We start from the raw sequence: 15,086 nt of genomic DNA on the forward strand, positions 1-15,086 counted from the left end.
ATTAGATTTTTAAGGAAGTTCTGGAGTCGTTCTCCAGCTTCCTTATATTTTAAATGACTTTATTTGGCTTTAAATAAAGAGAAATTAATTGAGCAGGGCTTTATTGTGACTACGCCACATATTCGGTGACATACCAAATTGGCTAATGAACCAGCGCGTAAAAGAACTCGGCATTGAGTAACCTAAAATATCAGACACTTGAGCAAGTGAATAATTTAGATTTTTTAAATAACGAAATACGAGATCTTTGCGTACTTCATTCATTAAACCACTAAAACTCGTCTGAGCTTCTTCTAATCGACGTTGTAAAGTCCGTACGTGAATACCATGTGTTTGAGCGACTTGATCAATCGTAGCGCGGCCCATTGGCAAAAGAAGATAAATACTTTTACGAATATCAAAAATCATGGTCGATTCATTGCTATTTTGCAAAATATCTAAATAACGCTGCGCATGGTTGGCCATAGCCAAATTTGCTTGAGGGTTTGTTGTATCAAGTTCGGCCGCCGTACAAACAATGCCATTAAAGTCACTACCAAACTCGAGCGCACAGCCAAAAATCCGCCGATGCAAAGTTAAATCACTGGGCGGGTTATGAGTGAAGTGTACACTTAACGGCCGCCATTTTTGCATCATGAGTGCTGCACAAAAACGATGGGTGATTCCTAAAGCAAGTTCCGTCGCTTGGCGACTATATCCGCAAGTTGTGGTTATAACTTCTTCTCGAATAACAACAGTATCGTCAATCTCTTCTATATATATTTCAAGTGAGTTATTGAGTAAATTCCTATAACGAACAATCGTTTGTAGCGCTTCTCTCAAGGTATATTGGTAGCTTAATAATAAGCTCAGTTCACCGAAATCCGCGATTTCGCGTTGCTCTGCCATATGTAAACCGAAAACATCGCAATTACTCATTTGGGCTGAGTCTTCAAGCAAGGTAATGGCTTTATCTACAGGAATACGTTGTTTAAGATCATTCAATTGAGTTTGGCTAAGCCCAACACGTGATAATAAATGGTAGGGATTTAGATCTAATTGCTGAGCAACTGCCAAATAATTTTTTAAAGAGGCGGTATGCGCAAGAGGCACCATTTTATTATCTCCTGTTCTTAATCAGCCATATTCCTTACAGCTCATATCTAGTTATAACTAAAATATCTACATTACAAAAGCTTTTATTTAAAAGCCTAATCGTGATGTCGAATCAATTTTAAATCTGTTCTTTTAATTCATTTGTAATTACACAAACTATTTTAATTAATTTAAGAAATTTTAAAAAGATGTGTCGTCAAATGAAAAGTCCGTGACGTCTTATGTACACCATTAACTGAAATGAGCCTTTATTGTGAGTGGAGTTTTATAAAAATTCTTATGCATCCTAGATGGCAAAATTCACAGGCGTTGAAATGGAAAAAATACAAACCAAAGCAACAATTTTAATTATTCCGGGGTTACGCGATCATGTTCCCGAGCATTGGCAAACAATCTTAGAAACAAAGCTAGCCAAGGTTCGCTCTGTACCACCTGTGCAAACCAATAAACTCAATTGTGAAAATAGAGTTGCTGCTATTCAGGCACAACTCGAACAAATACAAGGGCCTGTCATTTTGGTTGCACACAGCGCAGGCGTGCTGATGATAATACACTGGGCTGCGAAATATCAAAGACCGATTCAGGGTGCTTTACTTGTAGCTCCACCTGACTTAAACAAAAGCTGGCCAGAAAATTATCCAAGCCCAACCGTACTTCATCAAGAAGGATGGAGTCCTTTACCAGATCAAACACTACCTTTCCCCAGCATTTTGGTTGCAAGCACCAATGACCATTTAGCTTGTTATGAAGTTGTAAGTGAAATGGCAGAAAAGTGGGGGAGTCAACTCGTAAATTTGGGTGAAGTAGGACATTTAAACCCTGCATCTGGCTTTGGCTATTGGCCTTTAGCTGAACAATTCATTCAACAGTTAGATCAGGTCGAACAACCAGCCTAGTGCAAAAAAATACCTGCTTATGTAAACCATTTAAAGCCAATGGATGGCTTTGAGTAATAAGCAATAAATAAAAAAATCATATTTATAGGGAGATAATATGATGGGTCAGTACGTCTATTTAAATCAAAGAAATAATCACGTTCTATATATTCAAAAAATAGGTGTTTCATTAAGCCTAATTTTATTCATGTCTAAAGCAAATGCAGCCAGTTTTGATATTGATAAAGACTGGAAGTTCGATACAAAGACGACATTAAGCGTAGGAGCCAGTTGGAGTACGCAAGATCCATCCGTTCCATTACTTTATCGGCCTGACGCAAACAAAATAGGTAAACAAGGCGCTAGCATTGATGTGAATGGTGATGATGGGCGTATGAATTTTAGTAAATATGATGCTATTTCACAGATTATCAGAGGTATAACTGAAGTTAAACTAAATGGAAAACAGCAGGGTGCGGTCATTAGCACTAAATACTGGTATGACCATGCTTATGAGACAGGACACGGAGACTTTAAACCCTTTAATGATTCAGCGTGGCCAAGGCTCGCAAAGTTCAAAGGTATCGATTTATGGAATGCCTATATATGGAAAGATTTTGAATTAGACGATGGAAAAAGCATCAATTTAAAATTAGGCAAACAGACTTTAAATTGGGGGAAATCTCAGTTTTTTCAAAACGGTTTAAATTCGGTGAGTGCCTTTGATTTTGCTGCAATCAATCGACCGGGTGGTGATGCAAAAGAAAGAATTATTCCAACCGAAATGTTTTCATTCGAAACAAGCATTAATAAAAATTTGAAAATAGAAGGGTTCTATCAATTTAAATTTAGACCTTCAGTTGTTGATGGTAGCGGAACTTTCTTTGAGATTTCAGACTTTGTCCCCGAAAACGCAGGTCCAGTTCTGATTGCTGGAGGTGGAGATAAATTATCAGATACCGCAATTCGTTTACGTACCTATATTCCACGTGCAGAAAGTAGAAAAGCAAAGGACAATGGCCAATATGGTATTGCTTTAAAACAGACATTACCAAGTTTAAATAATGCTGAGCTAGGTATTTACTATGCGAACTACCATAGCCGTAATGCAAACTTTGATGGAACCGCTGTAACGGCATCGGGACCTGAACATTTTAATACCGCGAGTTATTTTTCTATCTATCCTGAAAATATCAAAATGTTTGGATTAAGTTTGACTGGGAAAGTTGGAACAGCAACTGTTTTTAGTGAGTTAACCCACAAACCTAATCAACCTTTACAACTAAACGGTACAGACATTGTCTATGCTCAAGTGCTATCGGAAGGAACACCATTTGCGCCGCCGGGAAAAACTGTTGAATTAGGTCAATATATTCAAGGATATGTACGCTTGCCCGTAACACAATTTTCAGTTGGAGCAACTGATAGCATATTCAATATTTGGGGCGCAAACTCGATGACATGGTCTACAGAGTTTGCCTTAAACCATATTGCAGATATTGGTAATCATCGGATTGGACGGACAGGCGCATTTGGCCGTAGTGAGCTTTCAACAGGTGCTTATAATCCTGAAACAGGCGATTTTAAATGTACGCCGTATGGTACAGCTCATCTTACTAATACAGAAATAGACAATTTAAATGAACGCTTTTGTAATAAAAAAGGATTTTTTAATGAATGGTCATTTGGCTACCGATTACGGGGTGCATTAAATTATCAAGATATTTTACCCTCTACAGTGATTACGCCCAGTCTTAGTTTTAGACATGATGTTTATGGATATAGCCAAAACTTTCAAGAAGGGCAAATGAGTGTAAGTGCGGCGTTATCTATGACTTATCAGCAAAAATATACAACAGAGATTGCCTATAATAACTTTTTTGGTTCTAATGAATTTAGCACGATAGATGATCGAGATTTTGTATCATTAACATTTAAAGCTAATTTTTAGTTCAATTATTTTATAAAAAATATATAGAAATACTCGTTATAAATGATATTTAGATGTGGAGGATAACTTTTGAAATTTAGATCAGAAATTGATTGGTGGCTTTTATTAATATTTGTTGTTATCACTGCCAATATCCTTATGAAGATTTATGAAGCAAATCATCATTATTCTTTAGCTTCAAATTTTCCACATCTCGTCATTTATAGTTTAATCATTTTTCTTATTTGGCTTCCCATCTTTAATACCTATTATCTAGTAGAAAACAACACCTTAATTATTAATAGTTTGGTATTCCGATGGAAAATTAATATTGATGATATTACCGAAATAGAGCCTACTCATAATCCACTTTCATCTCCAGCACTCTCATTAGATCGACTCAAAATTTATTATATGAAAAATGGAGAAATTACTTCAGTGATGATTTCACCAAAAGATAAAGAACGTTTTTTTCAAGCCATAAACAAAAGACTCCATTAAAGTTGCTTGTTTAATTGCAAACATAAATTACGCTATTTCCATGACGACAAAAAATAAATGGAGATAACCCATGGCGACACGTTTTTTACTGCCAATTTTTGGCACTACGGTTTTAATTACATTAGCTGGATGCGCTTCATCCTCTCAATATCCAATTACCGACAGTTATGGGCCAGATCCAAAATTACCTGAGCCTAAATCAAGCCTATTACCAACCGTTAATATAGCTCCAGCAGAAGGCTGGCCGAGTGGGGTAATGCCAAAACCAGCAGAAGGTTTAAAGGTCAAAGCATTTGCCAAAGGACTTGAACACCCACGCTGGCTTTATGTATTACCAAATGGCGATGTATTAGTTGCTGAAACGGATGCCCCGCCTAAACCAGAAGACAGCAAAGGGATTAAAGGTAAAATTATGTCTTTTGTGATGAGACGTGCAGGCTCATCTCATCCAAGTGCAAACCGTATTAGCTTACTTCGTGACACCAACGGGGATGGTGTTGCTGACCAGAAAACGCTATTTCTTCAAAACTTAAATTCTCCATTTGGTATGGCATTGGTCGGTAATAACTTATATATCGCCAATACAGATGCACTGGTGCGTTTTCCTTATCATGAAGGTGAAACTCAAATTACGGCTAGTGGAACCAAAGTGTTGGACTTACCGGGTGGCCCTTTAAATCACCATTGGACCAAAAATGTGATTGCTAACCCAGCTGGTACCAAGTTGTACATTACCGTTGGTTCTAACAGTAACGTTGCTGAAAATGGTTTAGATCAAGAAAAAGGCCGAGCACAAATTACGGAGTTTGACATCGCAAGTGGTCAGTCACGCCCATTTGCAACAGGTCTGCGTAATCCAAATGGTATGGCTTGGCAACCTCAAAGTGGAAAACTCTGGACGGTGGTTAATGAGCGCGATGAAATTGGGAGTGACCTAGTACCCGACTATATGACGTCAGTTCAAGATGGAGCTTTTTATGGTTGGCCTTACAGCTACTATGGTCAACATGTTGATGTACGAGTTAAACCACAAAATCCAGCAATGGTTGCCCGTGCAATTAAACCAGACTATGCTCTAGGCAACCATACGGCTTCTTTAGGCCTCACATTTTATGCAGCAGAACTCATGCCGCAATTTAGAGGCGGTGCATTGATCGGTCAGCACGGTTCTTGGAACCGTAAGCCTCACAGTGGTTATAAAGTTATTTTTGTCCCATTTAGAAGTGGTCAACCTTCTGGTCCACCGCAAGATATCTTGACTGGATTCCTCAGCGATAAAGGCAAAGCGTATGGTCGTCCTGTAGGTGTGGCTATTGATTTCTCAGGTGCTGTGTTAGTTGCAGATGATGTGGGCAATACGATTTGGCGCGTTTCGCCAGTTGCAGAGACAAATTATGAAGCTCCAATGAAATATGCTATTGGAACCCCGCCAGGCACACCATAAAGTGTGTTAACAATCATTTATTAGCATGGGCGGCCTTTAGAATTTATAGAGGCTCGCCCAAATGGCTATTATTTAATTTTTAAATAATTGAACAAAAAAAATACTAATTGGACTTTATAAGCCAACTTCTCAAAAATGAATATGTGAAAACGATAATGCTGTTTAAGGAACAAACACATGAATACACATATTCGAATTGCCGTGGTCGGTGGCGGTATTGCTGGTCTGGCTTTAGCAAGTAATTTAAGTAAACACGCCCATTTAGATGTCCAAATGTTTGAATCTGCACCTCAGTTTTCTGAAATTGGGGCAGGGATTTCTTTTGGTGCTAATGCTGTCAAAGCCATTGAACTGTTAGGTTTAGCTAACGAATATCATGCAATTGCAGATAAAGTATCGCCACCATTTCAAGATGTTTGGTTTCAATGGCGCAATGGTTATACCGATGAATATTTATCGGCATCGATCGCGACAGGTGTAGGGCAGTCATCTGTTCATCGTGCTGATTTTCTTGATGCCATTATTCCTCACATGCCTACGCAAAATGTCCATTTTTCTAAACGCCTAGAGACGATTGAAGAACAAGATGATCAGGTGATTTTGCACTTTAATGATGGTAGTCAGCATAAGTGCGATTATTTGATAGGGGCTGATGGTATCCGCTCTGTGGCTCGCCAATATGTTTTAGCTTCTCATCATTTACCACTAGTTCATCCACGTTTTTCAGGAACTTGGGCTTATCGTGGCATTATTTCTCACGCTTCATTTAAAGAAGCTTTGCAACAAGTAAATGGCGATACAGATTTAGCAGATATTCCCCAAATGCTATTGGGTAAAGATAAACATATTTTAACGTTCCCAATTCGTAAGGGAGAGCAAATTAATATCGTTGCTTTCTGCTCAAACCGCGAAGATACAATACTACCAGCCGATACACCGTGGACTAAGCCTGTCGATAAAGCTCAAATGCTTTCCGATTTTTCAGACTGGAGTGAAAGCTGCCAAACATTACTCGGTTTAATTGAACAGCCTACCATTTGGGCCTTACATGAAATTGAAGAACTTTCGACTTATCAAAGTACCTCAGGTCATGTCATTGTCATGGGCGACGCTGCACATGCCATGTTACCTCACCAAGGTGCTGGAGCAGGCCAAGGTCTTGAAGATGCATTAATTCTTGCGGCCTTATTGTCGACAAAACACTTACAAGCAGATCAGTTAACCGATGTGTCTTCGATATATGAAAAGCTCCGTTTAAAACGTGCTTGTCGTGTTCAGCAAACCTCTCGTGAGTCTGGCGAAATTTATGAGTGTTATTCAACTCAGTACCCAACGTTTGCCCAAATTGGCGAACATCTTGAGCATCGCTTTGATTGGTTATGGCAACATGACCTAGAACAGGATGTTGCAGAAGCACAGCAACAATTACATCAGCTAGGAATGGCAACCATTTAAATAAATTTTTGTTTTACACACAATTTGCTAAGGAAAGCAATTATGGAAAAACTAAATGCAAATCAATTGATTGATGATGCAAGATTAACACCATTACATTGGCGGGTGATCTTGCTGAGTGCGCTCATTATTATTTTTGATGGCTATGACTTAGTCATTTATGGTGTGGCATTGCCTAAGCTCATGCAACATTGGCAGTTAGATAGTATGACTGCTGGATTGCTGGGCAGTGTTGCATTATTTGGCATGATGTTTGGTGCAATGATTTTCGGCAGTTTGGCCGACAAATTAGAGTCCTATGGCTTTAGCCGTAAGCGTTTAATTATACTGTGTGTCTTCATTTTTAGCGGTTTTACGGTGTTATGTGGTTTTGCCAACAGTCCTAAAGAGTTTGCCATTTATCGTTTTATTGCCGGCCTTGGTTTGGGCGGTGTAATGCCAAATGTTATTGCCATAATGACCGAGTTTGCCCCAAAGAAATTACGATCAACTTTGGTATCGCTCATGTTTAGTGGCTATGCGATTGGTGGCATGAGCTCAGCGCTTTTAGGCATGTGGTTAGTTCCTAAATTTGGTTGGCAAATCATGTTTATTTTGGCGGGTATTCCACTTATTTCATTACCTATTATTTGGAAATTTTTACCCGAATCAATCGATTATCTAGTTCGCCAGAAAAAATGGAATGAGGTTCGTGATGTACTTCAACAGCTAGCACCAGAACAAAACATAGCTGATCATACAAGCATCGTATTACACCAAGAAAATCAACAAACTGCGGTTCGACCTTTTGTTGCTCTTTTTACCGAAAACCGTGCTTTAGTCACTGTGTTTTTCTGGCTGAGTGTATTTATGGCTTTACTGATGGTGTATGCGCTCGGTAACTGGATACCAAAACTTATGGTCGAGGCCGGATATGATTTATCAACCAGTCTGGTCTTTTTATTGGCGCTAAACTTGGGTGGGATGTTGGGTGCAATCGGTGGAGGATACTTTGCTGATCGTTTTCATTTAGGCAAAGTCATTTGTTCACTTTTCTTGGCGGGTGCAATTTCACTTTACTTGCTGAGCTATGCTTTACCTATGGTCATTTTATATCTCTGTATTGCCATTGCAGGCGCAGCGTCTATCGGTGGGCAAATTTTATTGCTAGCTTATATGGCTCAGTTTTATCCTTCACCAATTCGCAGTACTGGCATTGGTATGGCTTTGGGTGTAGGTCGTATTGGGGCGATTCTAGGTCCGATTTTATGCGGCTGGCTTTTAAGTTTACATCTACCGATTGAATATAATTTTATCGCACTAGCCATTCCTTGCGTACTGGCAACCTTAAGTGTTATTGCCATAAGTATTTGTAATCGAACTAAACGTGTAATGCTAAATTCAAGTATATCTCCATAAGAATTAAGCATTTTTATTCCTATAAAAGGGACTAAACTCTAAACAAAGAAGTTAAAGTCTTTGTTTAGAGTATTTAAAGGATCAGAACCATGGATTTAGGTTTGATTAAAGTTTTTGTCTGTATTTACGAGTCTCGGCATATTAGTAAAGCTGCTGATAAATTGAATTTGAGCCAGCCTTCAGTGACTTATAATTTGAACCGTTTACGCCGTCAGTTAAATGACGAGTTATTTACTCGAAGTCGAGGTGGGGTCGAACCGACAAAAGTTGCACATGAGCTTTATCCAATTTTTCATCAAGCAATTTTTAATATTGAGTCAGCGATTGCTCAAGCACAGGAATTTCATCCTGAAAACTCAAATAAAACTTTTCGAATTGGACTCTCTGATGCAGGGGAGATTTGTCTCTTGCCTAGTCTTATGGCTTTTTTACAGAAAACAGCGCCCTATATTCAAATTGAGATTGAAGAGATTCAGTCATCTAAGGTTGAACAGTGGCTTATTGATGGCTTTTTAGATCTAGCCGTATTTAATAGTACACAGACCATAATGCCCAAAATAGAAACGCGTACTTTATTTGAAGAAAGATATGTATGCATTGCTAGAGCTGACCATCCACGGCTACAACAGCAACTGACGTTAGAGCAATATTTACAAGAAGATCATATTGCTATCAAGTCATCGACAGGGCATATCCAAGTTGAGCAATATTTAAAAACAATGGATTTGAAGCGACGAATTCGTTTAGAGGTTCCACATTTTAGTGTTTTACAAGGTGTTTTGCAGAGTTCAGATATGTTGGTAACTTTACCGTCACGAGCAGCTCGGCATTATCTAGCACATGGTAATGTCCAAATGTTTGAATTACCTTTTGCCATGGATTCTTTTAAAGTGAGCTTGAATTGGTTTAATCGTAGTGATGATATTATTGCCAGAAAATGGCTGATTCAATCTGTCGGCCAAATATTTGAAGTTTTATAAGAACTATTTAAAATTTTATTTTCAGATTAAGGGCTTTGATCTGAGAAGTTAAAGTTCTTTCCAATTTATTATTAAATTTTGATAGCATTCGCGTTATACACAATAAGAATTGTATATGAATTATGACAGATCAATTAAGAGCAAAATTTGAGAATTTAGAACTGAACGCAGGTTTAGGGAAAATCAGCGCCTTTATTTCAATGTCACTCAGCTTACTTTGTCTGTTTGGTGCATTATGTTTTTTATTTCCCAGTGTATTAACGACCCCAGAACTCCGTCCTATTTACGCAAAACACTATAATCTTTTTTATTATGGCCTGATCACAGGCATTATTGTTAGTGCAGGTTTCGGTGCATTTAGTGCCATTATCCGTCAAAACCGATATGGATTTTACGGACTATGTTTTTCACTTGTAGCAGCAGTTTTGGGCTGTGGTGTAATTGAAGTACCCGTTTTGCCAAGTGTACCGTTTTATGCAGGTATCGATTATTTCGTACTGACCTTATTCATTTTAGCGTTCATTTTTATTCCTCTCGAAGGTTTTTTTGCTAAAAATCCTGAACAAAAAATATTAAGAGTAGGGTGGGTGACCGATATGAAATATTTTATGGTCAGCCATATTGGCATTCAATTATTCAGTTTTTTAACGGTTATGCCAATTCAATATTGGATTACACATCTACCTGATAATCCAATTGTACCTTATGTACAAGCTCAGCCGATTTGGCTGCAATTTATCGAATTGCTCATCGTAGTCGATTTTACGGTGTATTGGTTACATCGTGCCATGCATGAGGTTAATTTCTTATGGCGCTTTCATGCGATTCATCATTCGACTGAATATATGGATTGGTTAGCATCTTCTCGTTTACATGTCATTGAAGTGCTCATGACTCGCTTTATTGCAACTTTACCGATTTTCCTGTTAGGTTTTCATACTTCAGCTGTTTTTGCTTATTTAATCTTTATTTCGTTTCACGCTATTTTCATTCATTCCAATGTACGTTTTCGTTTTCCATATTTGCGCTGGATTATCGCTACGCCAGAATTCCACCATTGGCATCACTCTTCAGAAAAACCTGCGATTGATAAAAATTACGCTGCCTTTATTCCTCTATATGATGTCATCTTCAAAAGTGTATATATGCCAAATCATCTAGCAAGCGTGTATGGCACGGTGGGTTATAAAATTCCAAATAGTTTTATAAAACAATTTACGTGGCCATTTAAAAAGTATGTAAAGCGATTTTTAAAACCTTGGCGTGACCAATGAAATAAAAAATAGCCTCTATAGAGGCTATTTTTTATAGGCTTATTTACTTTTAAAGTTTTTAAAAATCAGAAGAAGCGCGACAAACGATAGTAGAATAATAAAACAAATATAACTATTTGCTGTACTCATCAGCCCAATTTTCCCAACAAAATAACCAGCTAAAATTGCAGGAATACTAAATGCCAAGTAACTTTCAACAAAAAATGCAGCCATAAGTCCTGCACGTTCTTCTGGTAAAGCTAGAGGCATTACTGTGCGGATTGCGCCCATAAAAGCTGTACCAAAACCCACACCCGTAATAATAGAACCAAGAAATAAAACTACTGCATTTGTAAGATTAATTGCTAAAAATAAAACAGTTGAACCAATAGCAATTGAAAGAGTACCTATTAATAAAATACGATAATTTGTCGACTTTCTAAGCGTTAATATACCTGCCGCACCTGAGAGTGCTAGCGCTATAAACATAACACCGTTTAGCCATGCAGATGAAGTATGGAAAATTTTTGCCAGTAAAGAGGGCATAAGTGATAGGAAGAAACCACTGACCATCCAAAGAGCAATATTAATAGGGCTAATACTCAATAAAGCACTTTTTGTTTGTGGAGGAATAGCCATATTGGGCTTTAAAGAGGCAAGAGCACCCGATCTCTTTTGGGCTGTTTCAGGAGTAAAAAAACTTAAAATGAGTTCACAAATAAGAAGAAAACATAAAAATTCAAAAACAAGCTGTAACGGTTGGGCAGAGAATTGCAAAATAGAACAAGTTAGAAATATACCAACAGCCATGCCGACCATTGGTGCGATACTATTAATAAGCGAACCCTGAAGCTTACTAAAATCTAAAATTGCTGCGCCTATAGCCGAGACAGCAAGCCCTGTTGCGATTCCTTGTAAGCCCCGTGCAATAAATAACATCGAAACATCTGAAGCAAATAAGAAAAAGCTCATCGAAATAATTTGCAGAAAAATGGCTGCAATAATGACAGGACGACGTCCAATATAGTCAGACAAAGAACCAATAATCAGTAATGAACCCAGCAAAGTAAAAGCATAAGTTGCAAAAATTAAAGTCAAAGTGACAGGTGAAAATTGCCAAAGCTGTTGGTATAGACGATAAAGTGGAGTCGGTGCACTAGACGCTGCCATAAAAGTCATGAGCGTGATTGTATTGAGTGTCAATGCACTTGCACTATCTAACTGAAAAACTGATCCAGACCGTTTTGAACTTGAATTGTTCATATAAGATGAATAACATAAAAGCGAATATTTAGCTTTTATACATTATTTTCACACTAAAGCAAATCTTTAGCTTTAGTGTATTTTGTATATAGATATAAATATTTATAAATTTTTTGATTCCTTTTACAGAGTTTATAAATGGCAAAAGTTGTTACTGGTTTACGTCCTGGCGGTCGTAGTGAAAGAATTCAAACTGCGGTGCACCAAGCGGTAAAAGAGCTTCAAAAAACCTTAGAGCAGAGCCAGATTACCATACCTATGATCGCTCATGAGGCAGGAGTAACACCTTCGACAATTTACCGCCGTTGGGGCGATATTAATCAGCTATTTTCAGATGTAGCCCTAAATGAACTTAAACCTGATATGGAACCAAAAGATTTAGGTTCATTTCAGCTAGATATCACTGCATGGATTGAACAATATTTTGAGGAGTATTCTTCTGAAGTTGGTCAAACATTATTGCGTGATGTGCTATATACAGCCGACTCTTCAAATGCAAGAAAATGTGAAACCTTAATTATTCAACAACTTGATATTATTCAAGCCAGAGCTAAATCGCGTAATGAACCCACTATAAATAATGAAGAAATTATCGAAGCTGTTATTGCCCCTATGCTATTTCGCATCTTATTCACTGAACGTACCTTAAGCTTAGATTACGTCCACATTTTATTGGGACGGTTATTTAACGCTCCCTAATTTGAATTAATTTATCAAAGCCTATTAGTAGGATTTTTTTAACAAAAAAGAGACACTTTATCTTGTTAAAAAATTATATATCAATTTTTCTTATTATTTTTAAACTAAATTTTCATAATTTATAATTTACATGTTTTTTATAAAATCATTTATTTAGTAAATGTTGTGCTGGTATGAGACAATTAAACTTCTACAGCCATTTTTGTGCATGTTTTTACTTAAAATATTAAGATTAAATAATGCTTTATAACGAATTTTGGTTGTTTTTTTATTTTTTAAAACTAGAAAATTAAAATGATTTTATATAATTTATTGCATGATTATTGAATTTGACATTTTTTAAATTTATAACACAGGCCGTTTTTTATTCTTTACAATGGCTTTTCCTTGATAAAGCAGCTTGTGGTGCACGCTTTATATTTTATTTTTTTATCCCCATCGAAAAGGTATTTAGATAATGGATTTCAATACCCTTGACCAAGAAACGGTACAGAAAAAACAGAAGTTTCACCAAATTTTGTATGTACAGGTCATCTTTGCAATTATTTTGGGCATTTTAATTGGTCATTTTTACCCAGAACTTGGCGAAAGTTTAAAACCGCTTGGTGATGCATTCATCAAGATCGTTAAAATGATTATTGCTCCCGTCATCTTTTTAACCGTTGTTACAGGCATTGCCAGTATGACAAACATGAGCCGAGTTGGCCGTGTAAGTGGTAAAGCTATGCTTTATTTCCTTACCTTCTCAAGCTTGGCGCTAGTAGTTGGTATGATTGTGGCAAATATTATCCAACCAGGTAAAGGTCTTAATATTGACCCCGCTACCTTAGTCAACGATAAAGTAAATACTTACGTTGAAAAGGCGCATGCAACAAATATTACTGACTTCTTCATGAATATTATCCCGCAAACTCTAGTTAGCCCTCTGGCAGGTGGCGAGATTTTGCAGGTTCTGTTTGTGGCGGTGTTATTTGGTATTTCTTTGGCTGCATTGGGTGACCGTGCACGTCCAATTACCGACTTCTTAAATAACTTAACAGCTCCAGTTTTTTACCTTGTTGGTATGTTAATGAAGCTGGCTCCAATCGGTGCTTTTGGTGCAATGGCTTTTACCATTGGTGCATATGGAATCGAGTCAATTGGTAATTTATTACTATTAATTATGACATTCTATATTACAGCGGTATTGTTTGTCATAGTGATCCTAGGAGCAGTAGCCCGTTACAATGGCTTCTCAATTATTCATTTAATCCGTTATATCAAAGATGAACTTTGGTTGGTTTTAGGGACAAGTTCTTCTGAAGCAGCTTTACCATCTTTAATGGATAAAATGCAAAAAGCAGGTTGTGAAAAATCGGTGGTAGGTTTGGTGATTCCGACAGGTTATTCATTTAACCTCGATGGTACAAATATCTACATGACTATGGCGGCTCTATTCATCGCACAAGCGTGTAATGTTGACTTATCAATTAGTGAACAAATTGCATTGCTTCTTGTGGCAATGGTAAGTTCTAAAGGTGCAGCAGGGGTGACTGGTGCAGGCTTTATTACTCTGGCTGCAACTCTATCGGTTGTACCGGCGGTTCCTGTAGCAGGTATGGCTTTAATTCTTGGTATTGACCGTTTTATGTCAGAGTGCCGTGCATTAACAAATTTAGTTGGTAATGCTTGCGCAACAATTGTTGTAGCACGATGGGATAAAGCTTTAGATAAAGATCTTTTAGATAAAGCTTTAAAGAATCCTAAAGCAGAATAATCTTATAAAAAATCTGTAGCTGAGGGCAATTTGGGAGAGTAGCCCCGCTACAGATTTTTTGTTTAATATCTAACAATATATTTTAATTAAACCATTCTAAAGTTTTGCAATATTACTTATCTTTCAAAAAGACAATACTGTAAATCGAGTCGTAAAAAATTATGCTTTTAAGTGATCCTCAAACTCTTCACCTAATTGCATCGCTAATGAATTACCTGCTAAATCACAGGTCACTAAACCATATTCTTTTTTAAAACTAAAAGTAAAACCTTTTCCATCAGCAAGATTTTTAACTGAATACCCTAACTTTTCTAACCAAATACGAAACGCAATCAAATTTTTAGCTTTAACAACCTTTTTCACGTGAGAACTCCTTCTATCCGTGGCATTACATCTTATTTATTAATAGGGTTTTAATTAGATTTTTTAAAGGGGGA

At 37.3% G+C, this 15,086-nt stretch carries 13 protein-coding genes; 10 read left to right on the forward strand and 3 right to left on the reverse strand.

Annotated features, from left to right (window positions below; translation table 11 throughout):
- Nucleotides 1-84: 84 nt before the first annotated feature.
- Nucleotides 85-1,095 carry an AraC family transcriptional regulator gene (locus H7R46_RS06310; protein WP_005068441.1) on the reverse strand — a complete coding sequence of 337 codons (1,011 nt, stop codon included), beginning with the start codon at nt 1,093-1,095 and terminating at the stop codon, nt 85-87.
- Nucleotides 1,096-1,385: 290 nt separating this feature from the next.
- On the opposite strand from H7R46_RS06310, the gene H7R46_RS06315 reads away from it, so the two are divergent.
- The 8 genes from H7R46_RS06315 to H7R46_RS06350 all read left to right on the forward strand — a co-directional run bounded on the left by H7R46_RS06315 (nt 1,386) and on the right by H7R46_RS06350 (nt 10,952).
- Nucleotides 1,386-1,991 (forward strand): RBBP9/YdeN family alpha/beta hydrolase, encoded by a 606-nt coding sequence (locus H7R46_RS06315; protein ID WP_080631075.1) that lies wholly within the window; start codon nt 1,386-1,388, stop codon nt 1,989-1,991.
- 100 nt (nt 1,992-2,091) lie between these two features.
- On the forward strand, nt 2,092-3,921 hold the full coding sequence (locus tag H7R46_RS06320; RefSeq protein ID WP_080631179.1) for a DUF1302 domain-containing protein: 1,830 nt from the start codon (nt 2,092-2,094) through the stop codon (nt 3,919-3,921).
- Between the two features lie 69 nt (nt 3,922-3,990).
- Entirely contained in the window at nt 3,991-4,401 is a 411-nt protein-coding gene (locus H7R46_RS06325; protein WP_005068448.1) for a PH domain-containing protein, read from the forward strand.
- 70 nt (nt 4,402-4,471) lie between these two features.
- On the forward strand, nt 4,472-5,845 hold the full coding sequence (locus H7R46_RS06330; protein ID WP_005068449.1) for a PQQ-dependent sugar dehydrogenase: 1,374 nt from the start codon (nt 4,472-4,474) through the stop codon (nt 5,843-5,845).
- 177 nt (nt 5,846-6,022) lie between these two features.
- A complete protein-coding gene (salA, locus tag H7R46_RS06335; protein ID WP_005068451.1) occupies nt 6,023-7,300 on the forward strand; it encodes a salicylate 1-monooxygenase in 1,278 nt (425 codons plus the stop codon).
- A gap of 42 nt (nt 7,301-7,342) precedes the next feature.
- A complete protein-coding gene (locus H7R46_RS06340) occupies nt 7,343-8,698 on the forward strand; it encodes an MFS transporter (protein ID WP_005068453.1) in 1,356 nt (451 codons plus the stop codon).
- A gap of 89 nt (nt 8,699-8,787) precedes the next feature.
- Complete coding sequence (locus H7R46_RS06345) at nt 8,788-9,678, forward strand: LysR family transcriptional regulator (protein ID WP_005068455.1); 891 nt, start codon at nt 8,788-8,790, stop codon at nt 9,676-9,678.
- A gap of 122 nt (nt 9,679-9,800) precedes the next feature.
- Nucleotides 9,801-10,952 carry a sterol desaturase family protein gene (locus H7R46_RS06350; protein ID WP_032013134.1) on the forward strand — a complete coding sequence of 384 codons (1,152 nt, stop codon included), beginning with the start codon at nt 9,801-9,803 and terminating at the stop codon, nt 10,950-10,952.
- Between the two features lie 39 nt (nt 10,953-10,991).
- Here H7R46_RS06350 and H7R46_RS06355 read toward each other — a convergent pair whose 3' ends face one another.
- Nucleotides 10,992-12,194 carry an MFS transporter gene (locus H7R46_RS06355; protein WP_005068460.1) on the reverse strand — a complete coding sequence of 401 codons (1,203 nt, stop codon included), beginning with the start codon at nt 12,192-12,194 and terminating at the stop codon, nt 10,992-10,994.
- A gap of 138 nt (nt 12,195-12,332) precedes the next feature.
- On the opposite strand from H7R46_RS06355, the gene H7R46_RS06360 reads away from it, so the two are divergent.
- Together H7R46_RS06360 and H7R46_RS06365 are read left to right on the forward strand one after the other, a co-directional pair.
- A complete protein-coding gene (locus H7R46_RS06360) occupies nt 12,333-12,893 on the forward strand; it encodes a TetR/AcrR family transcriptional regulator (RefSeq protein WP_005068462.1) in 561 nt (186 codons plus the stop codon).
- A gap of 457 nt (nt 12,894-13,350) precedes the next feature.
- Nucleotides 13,351-14,649 (forward strand): dicarboxylate/amino acid:cation symporter, encoded by a 1,299-nt coding sequence (locus H7R46_RS06365; protein WP_182924247.1) that lies wholly within the window; start codon nt 13,351-13,353, stop codon nt 14,647-14,649.
- Between the two features lie 159 nt (nt 14,650-14,808).
- On the opposite strand, the gene H7R46_RS06370 is transcribed toward H7R46_RS06365, so the two are convergent.
- A complete protein-coding gene (locus H7R46_RS06370) occupies nt 14,809-15,012 on the reverse strand; it encodes a hypothetical protein (protein WP_002119766.1) in 204 nt (67 codons plus the stop codon).
- Nucleotides 15,013-15,086 lie beyond the last annotated feature (74 nt).

It is taken from the genome of Acinetobacter sp. BEC1-S18-ESBL-01 (assembly GCF_014169935.1).
GTDB lineage: Bacteria > Pseudomonadota > Gammaproteobacteria > Pseudomonadales > Moraxellaceae > Acinetobacter > Acinetobacter pittii.

Coding starts and splice junctions, on each gene's coding strand:
- H7R46_RS06310 (WP_005068441.1), bottom strand. CDS start 1,095: ATGGTGCCTCTTGCGCATACCGCCTCTTTAAAAAATTATTTGGCAGTT.
- H7R46_RS06315 (WP_080631075.1), top strand. CDS start 1,386: ATGGCAAAATTCACAGGCGTTGAAATGGAAAAAATACAAACCAAAGCA.
- H7R46_RS06320 (WP_080631179.1), top strand. CDS start 2,092: ATGGGTCAGTACGTCTATTTAAATCAAAGAAATAATCACGTTCTATAT.
- H7R46_RS06330 (WP_005068449.1), top strand. CDS start 4,472: ATGGCGACACGTTTTTTACTGCCAATTTTTGGCACTACGGTTTTAATT.
- salA (WP_005068451.1), top strand. CDS start 6,023: ATGAATACACATATTCGAATTGCCGTGGTCGGTGGCGGTATTGCTGGT.
- H7R46_RS06340 (WP_005068453.1), top strand. CDS start 7,343: ATGGAAAAACTAAATGCAAATCAATTGATTGATGATGCAAGATTAACA.
- H7R46_RS06345 (WP_005068455.1), top strand. CDS start 8,788: ATGGATTTAGGTTTGATTAAAGTTTTTGTCTGTATTTACGAGTCTCGG.
- H7R46_RS06350 (WP_032013134.1), top strand. CDS start 9,801: ATGACAGATCAATTAAGAGCAAAATTTGAGAATTTAGAACTGAACGCA.
- H7R46_RS06355 (WP_005068460.1), bottom strand. CDS start 12,194: ATGAACAATTCAAGTTCAAAACGGTCTGGATCAGTTTTTCAGTTAGAT.
- H7R46_RS06360 (WP_005068462.1), top strand. CDS start 12,333: ATGGCAAAAGTTGTTACTGGTTTACGTCCTGGCGGTCGTAGTGAAAGA.
- H7R46_RS06365 (WP_182924247.1), top strand. CDS start 13,351: ATGGATTTCAATACCCTTGACCAAGAAACGGTACAGAAAAAACAGAAG.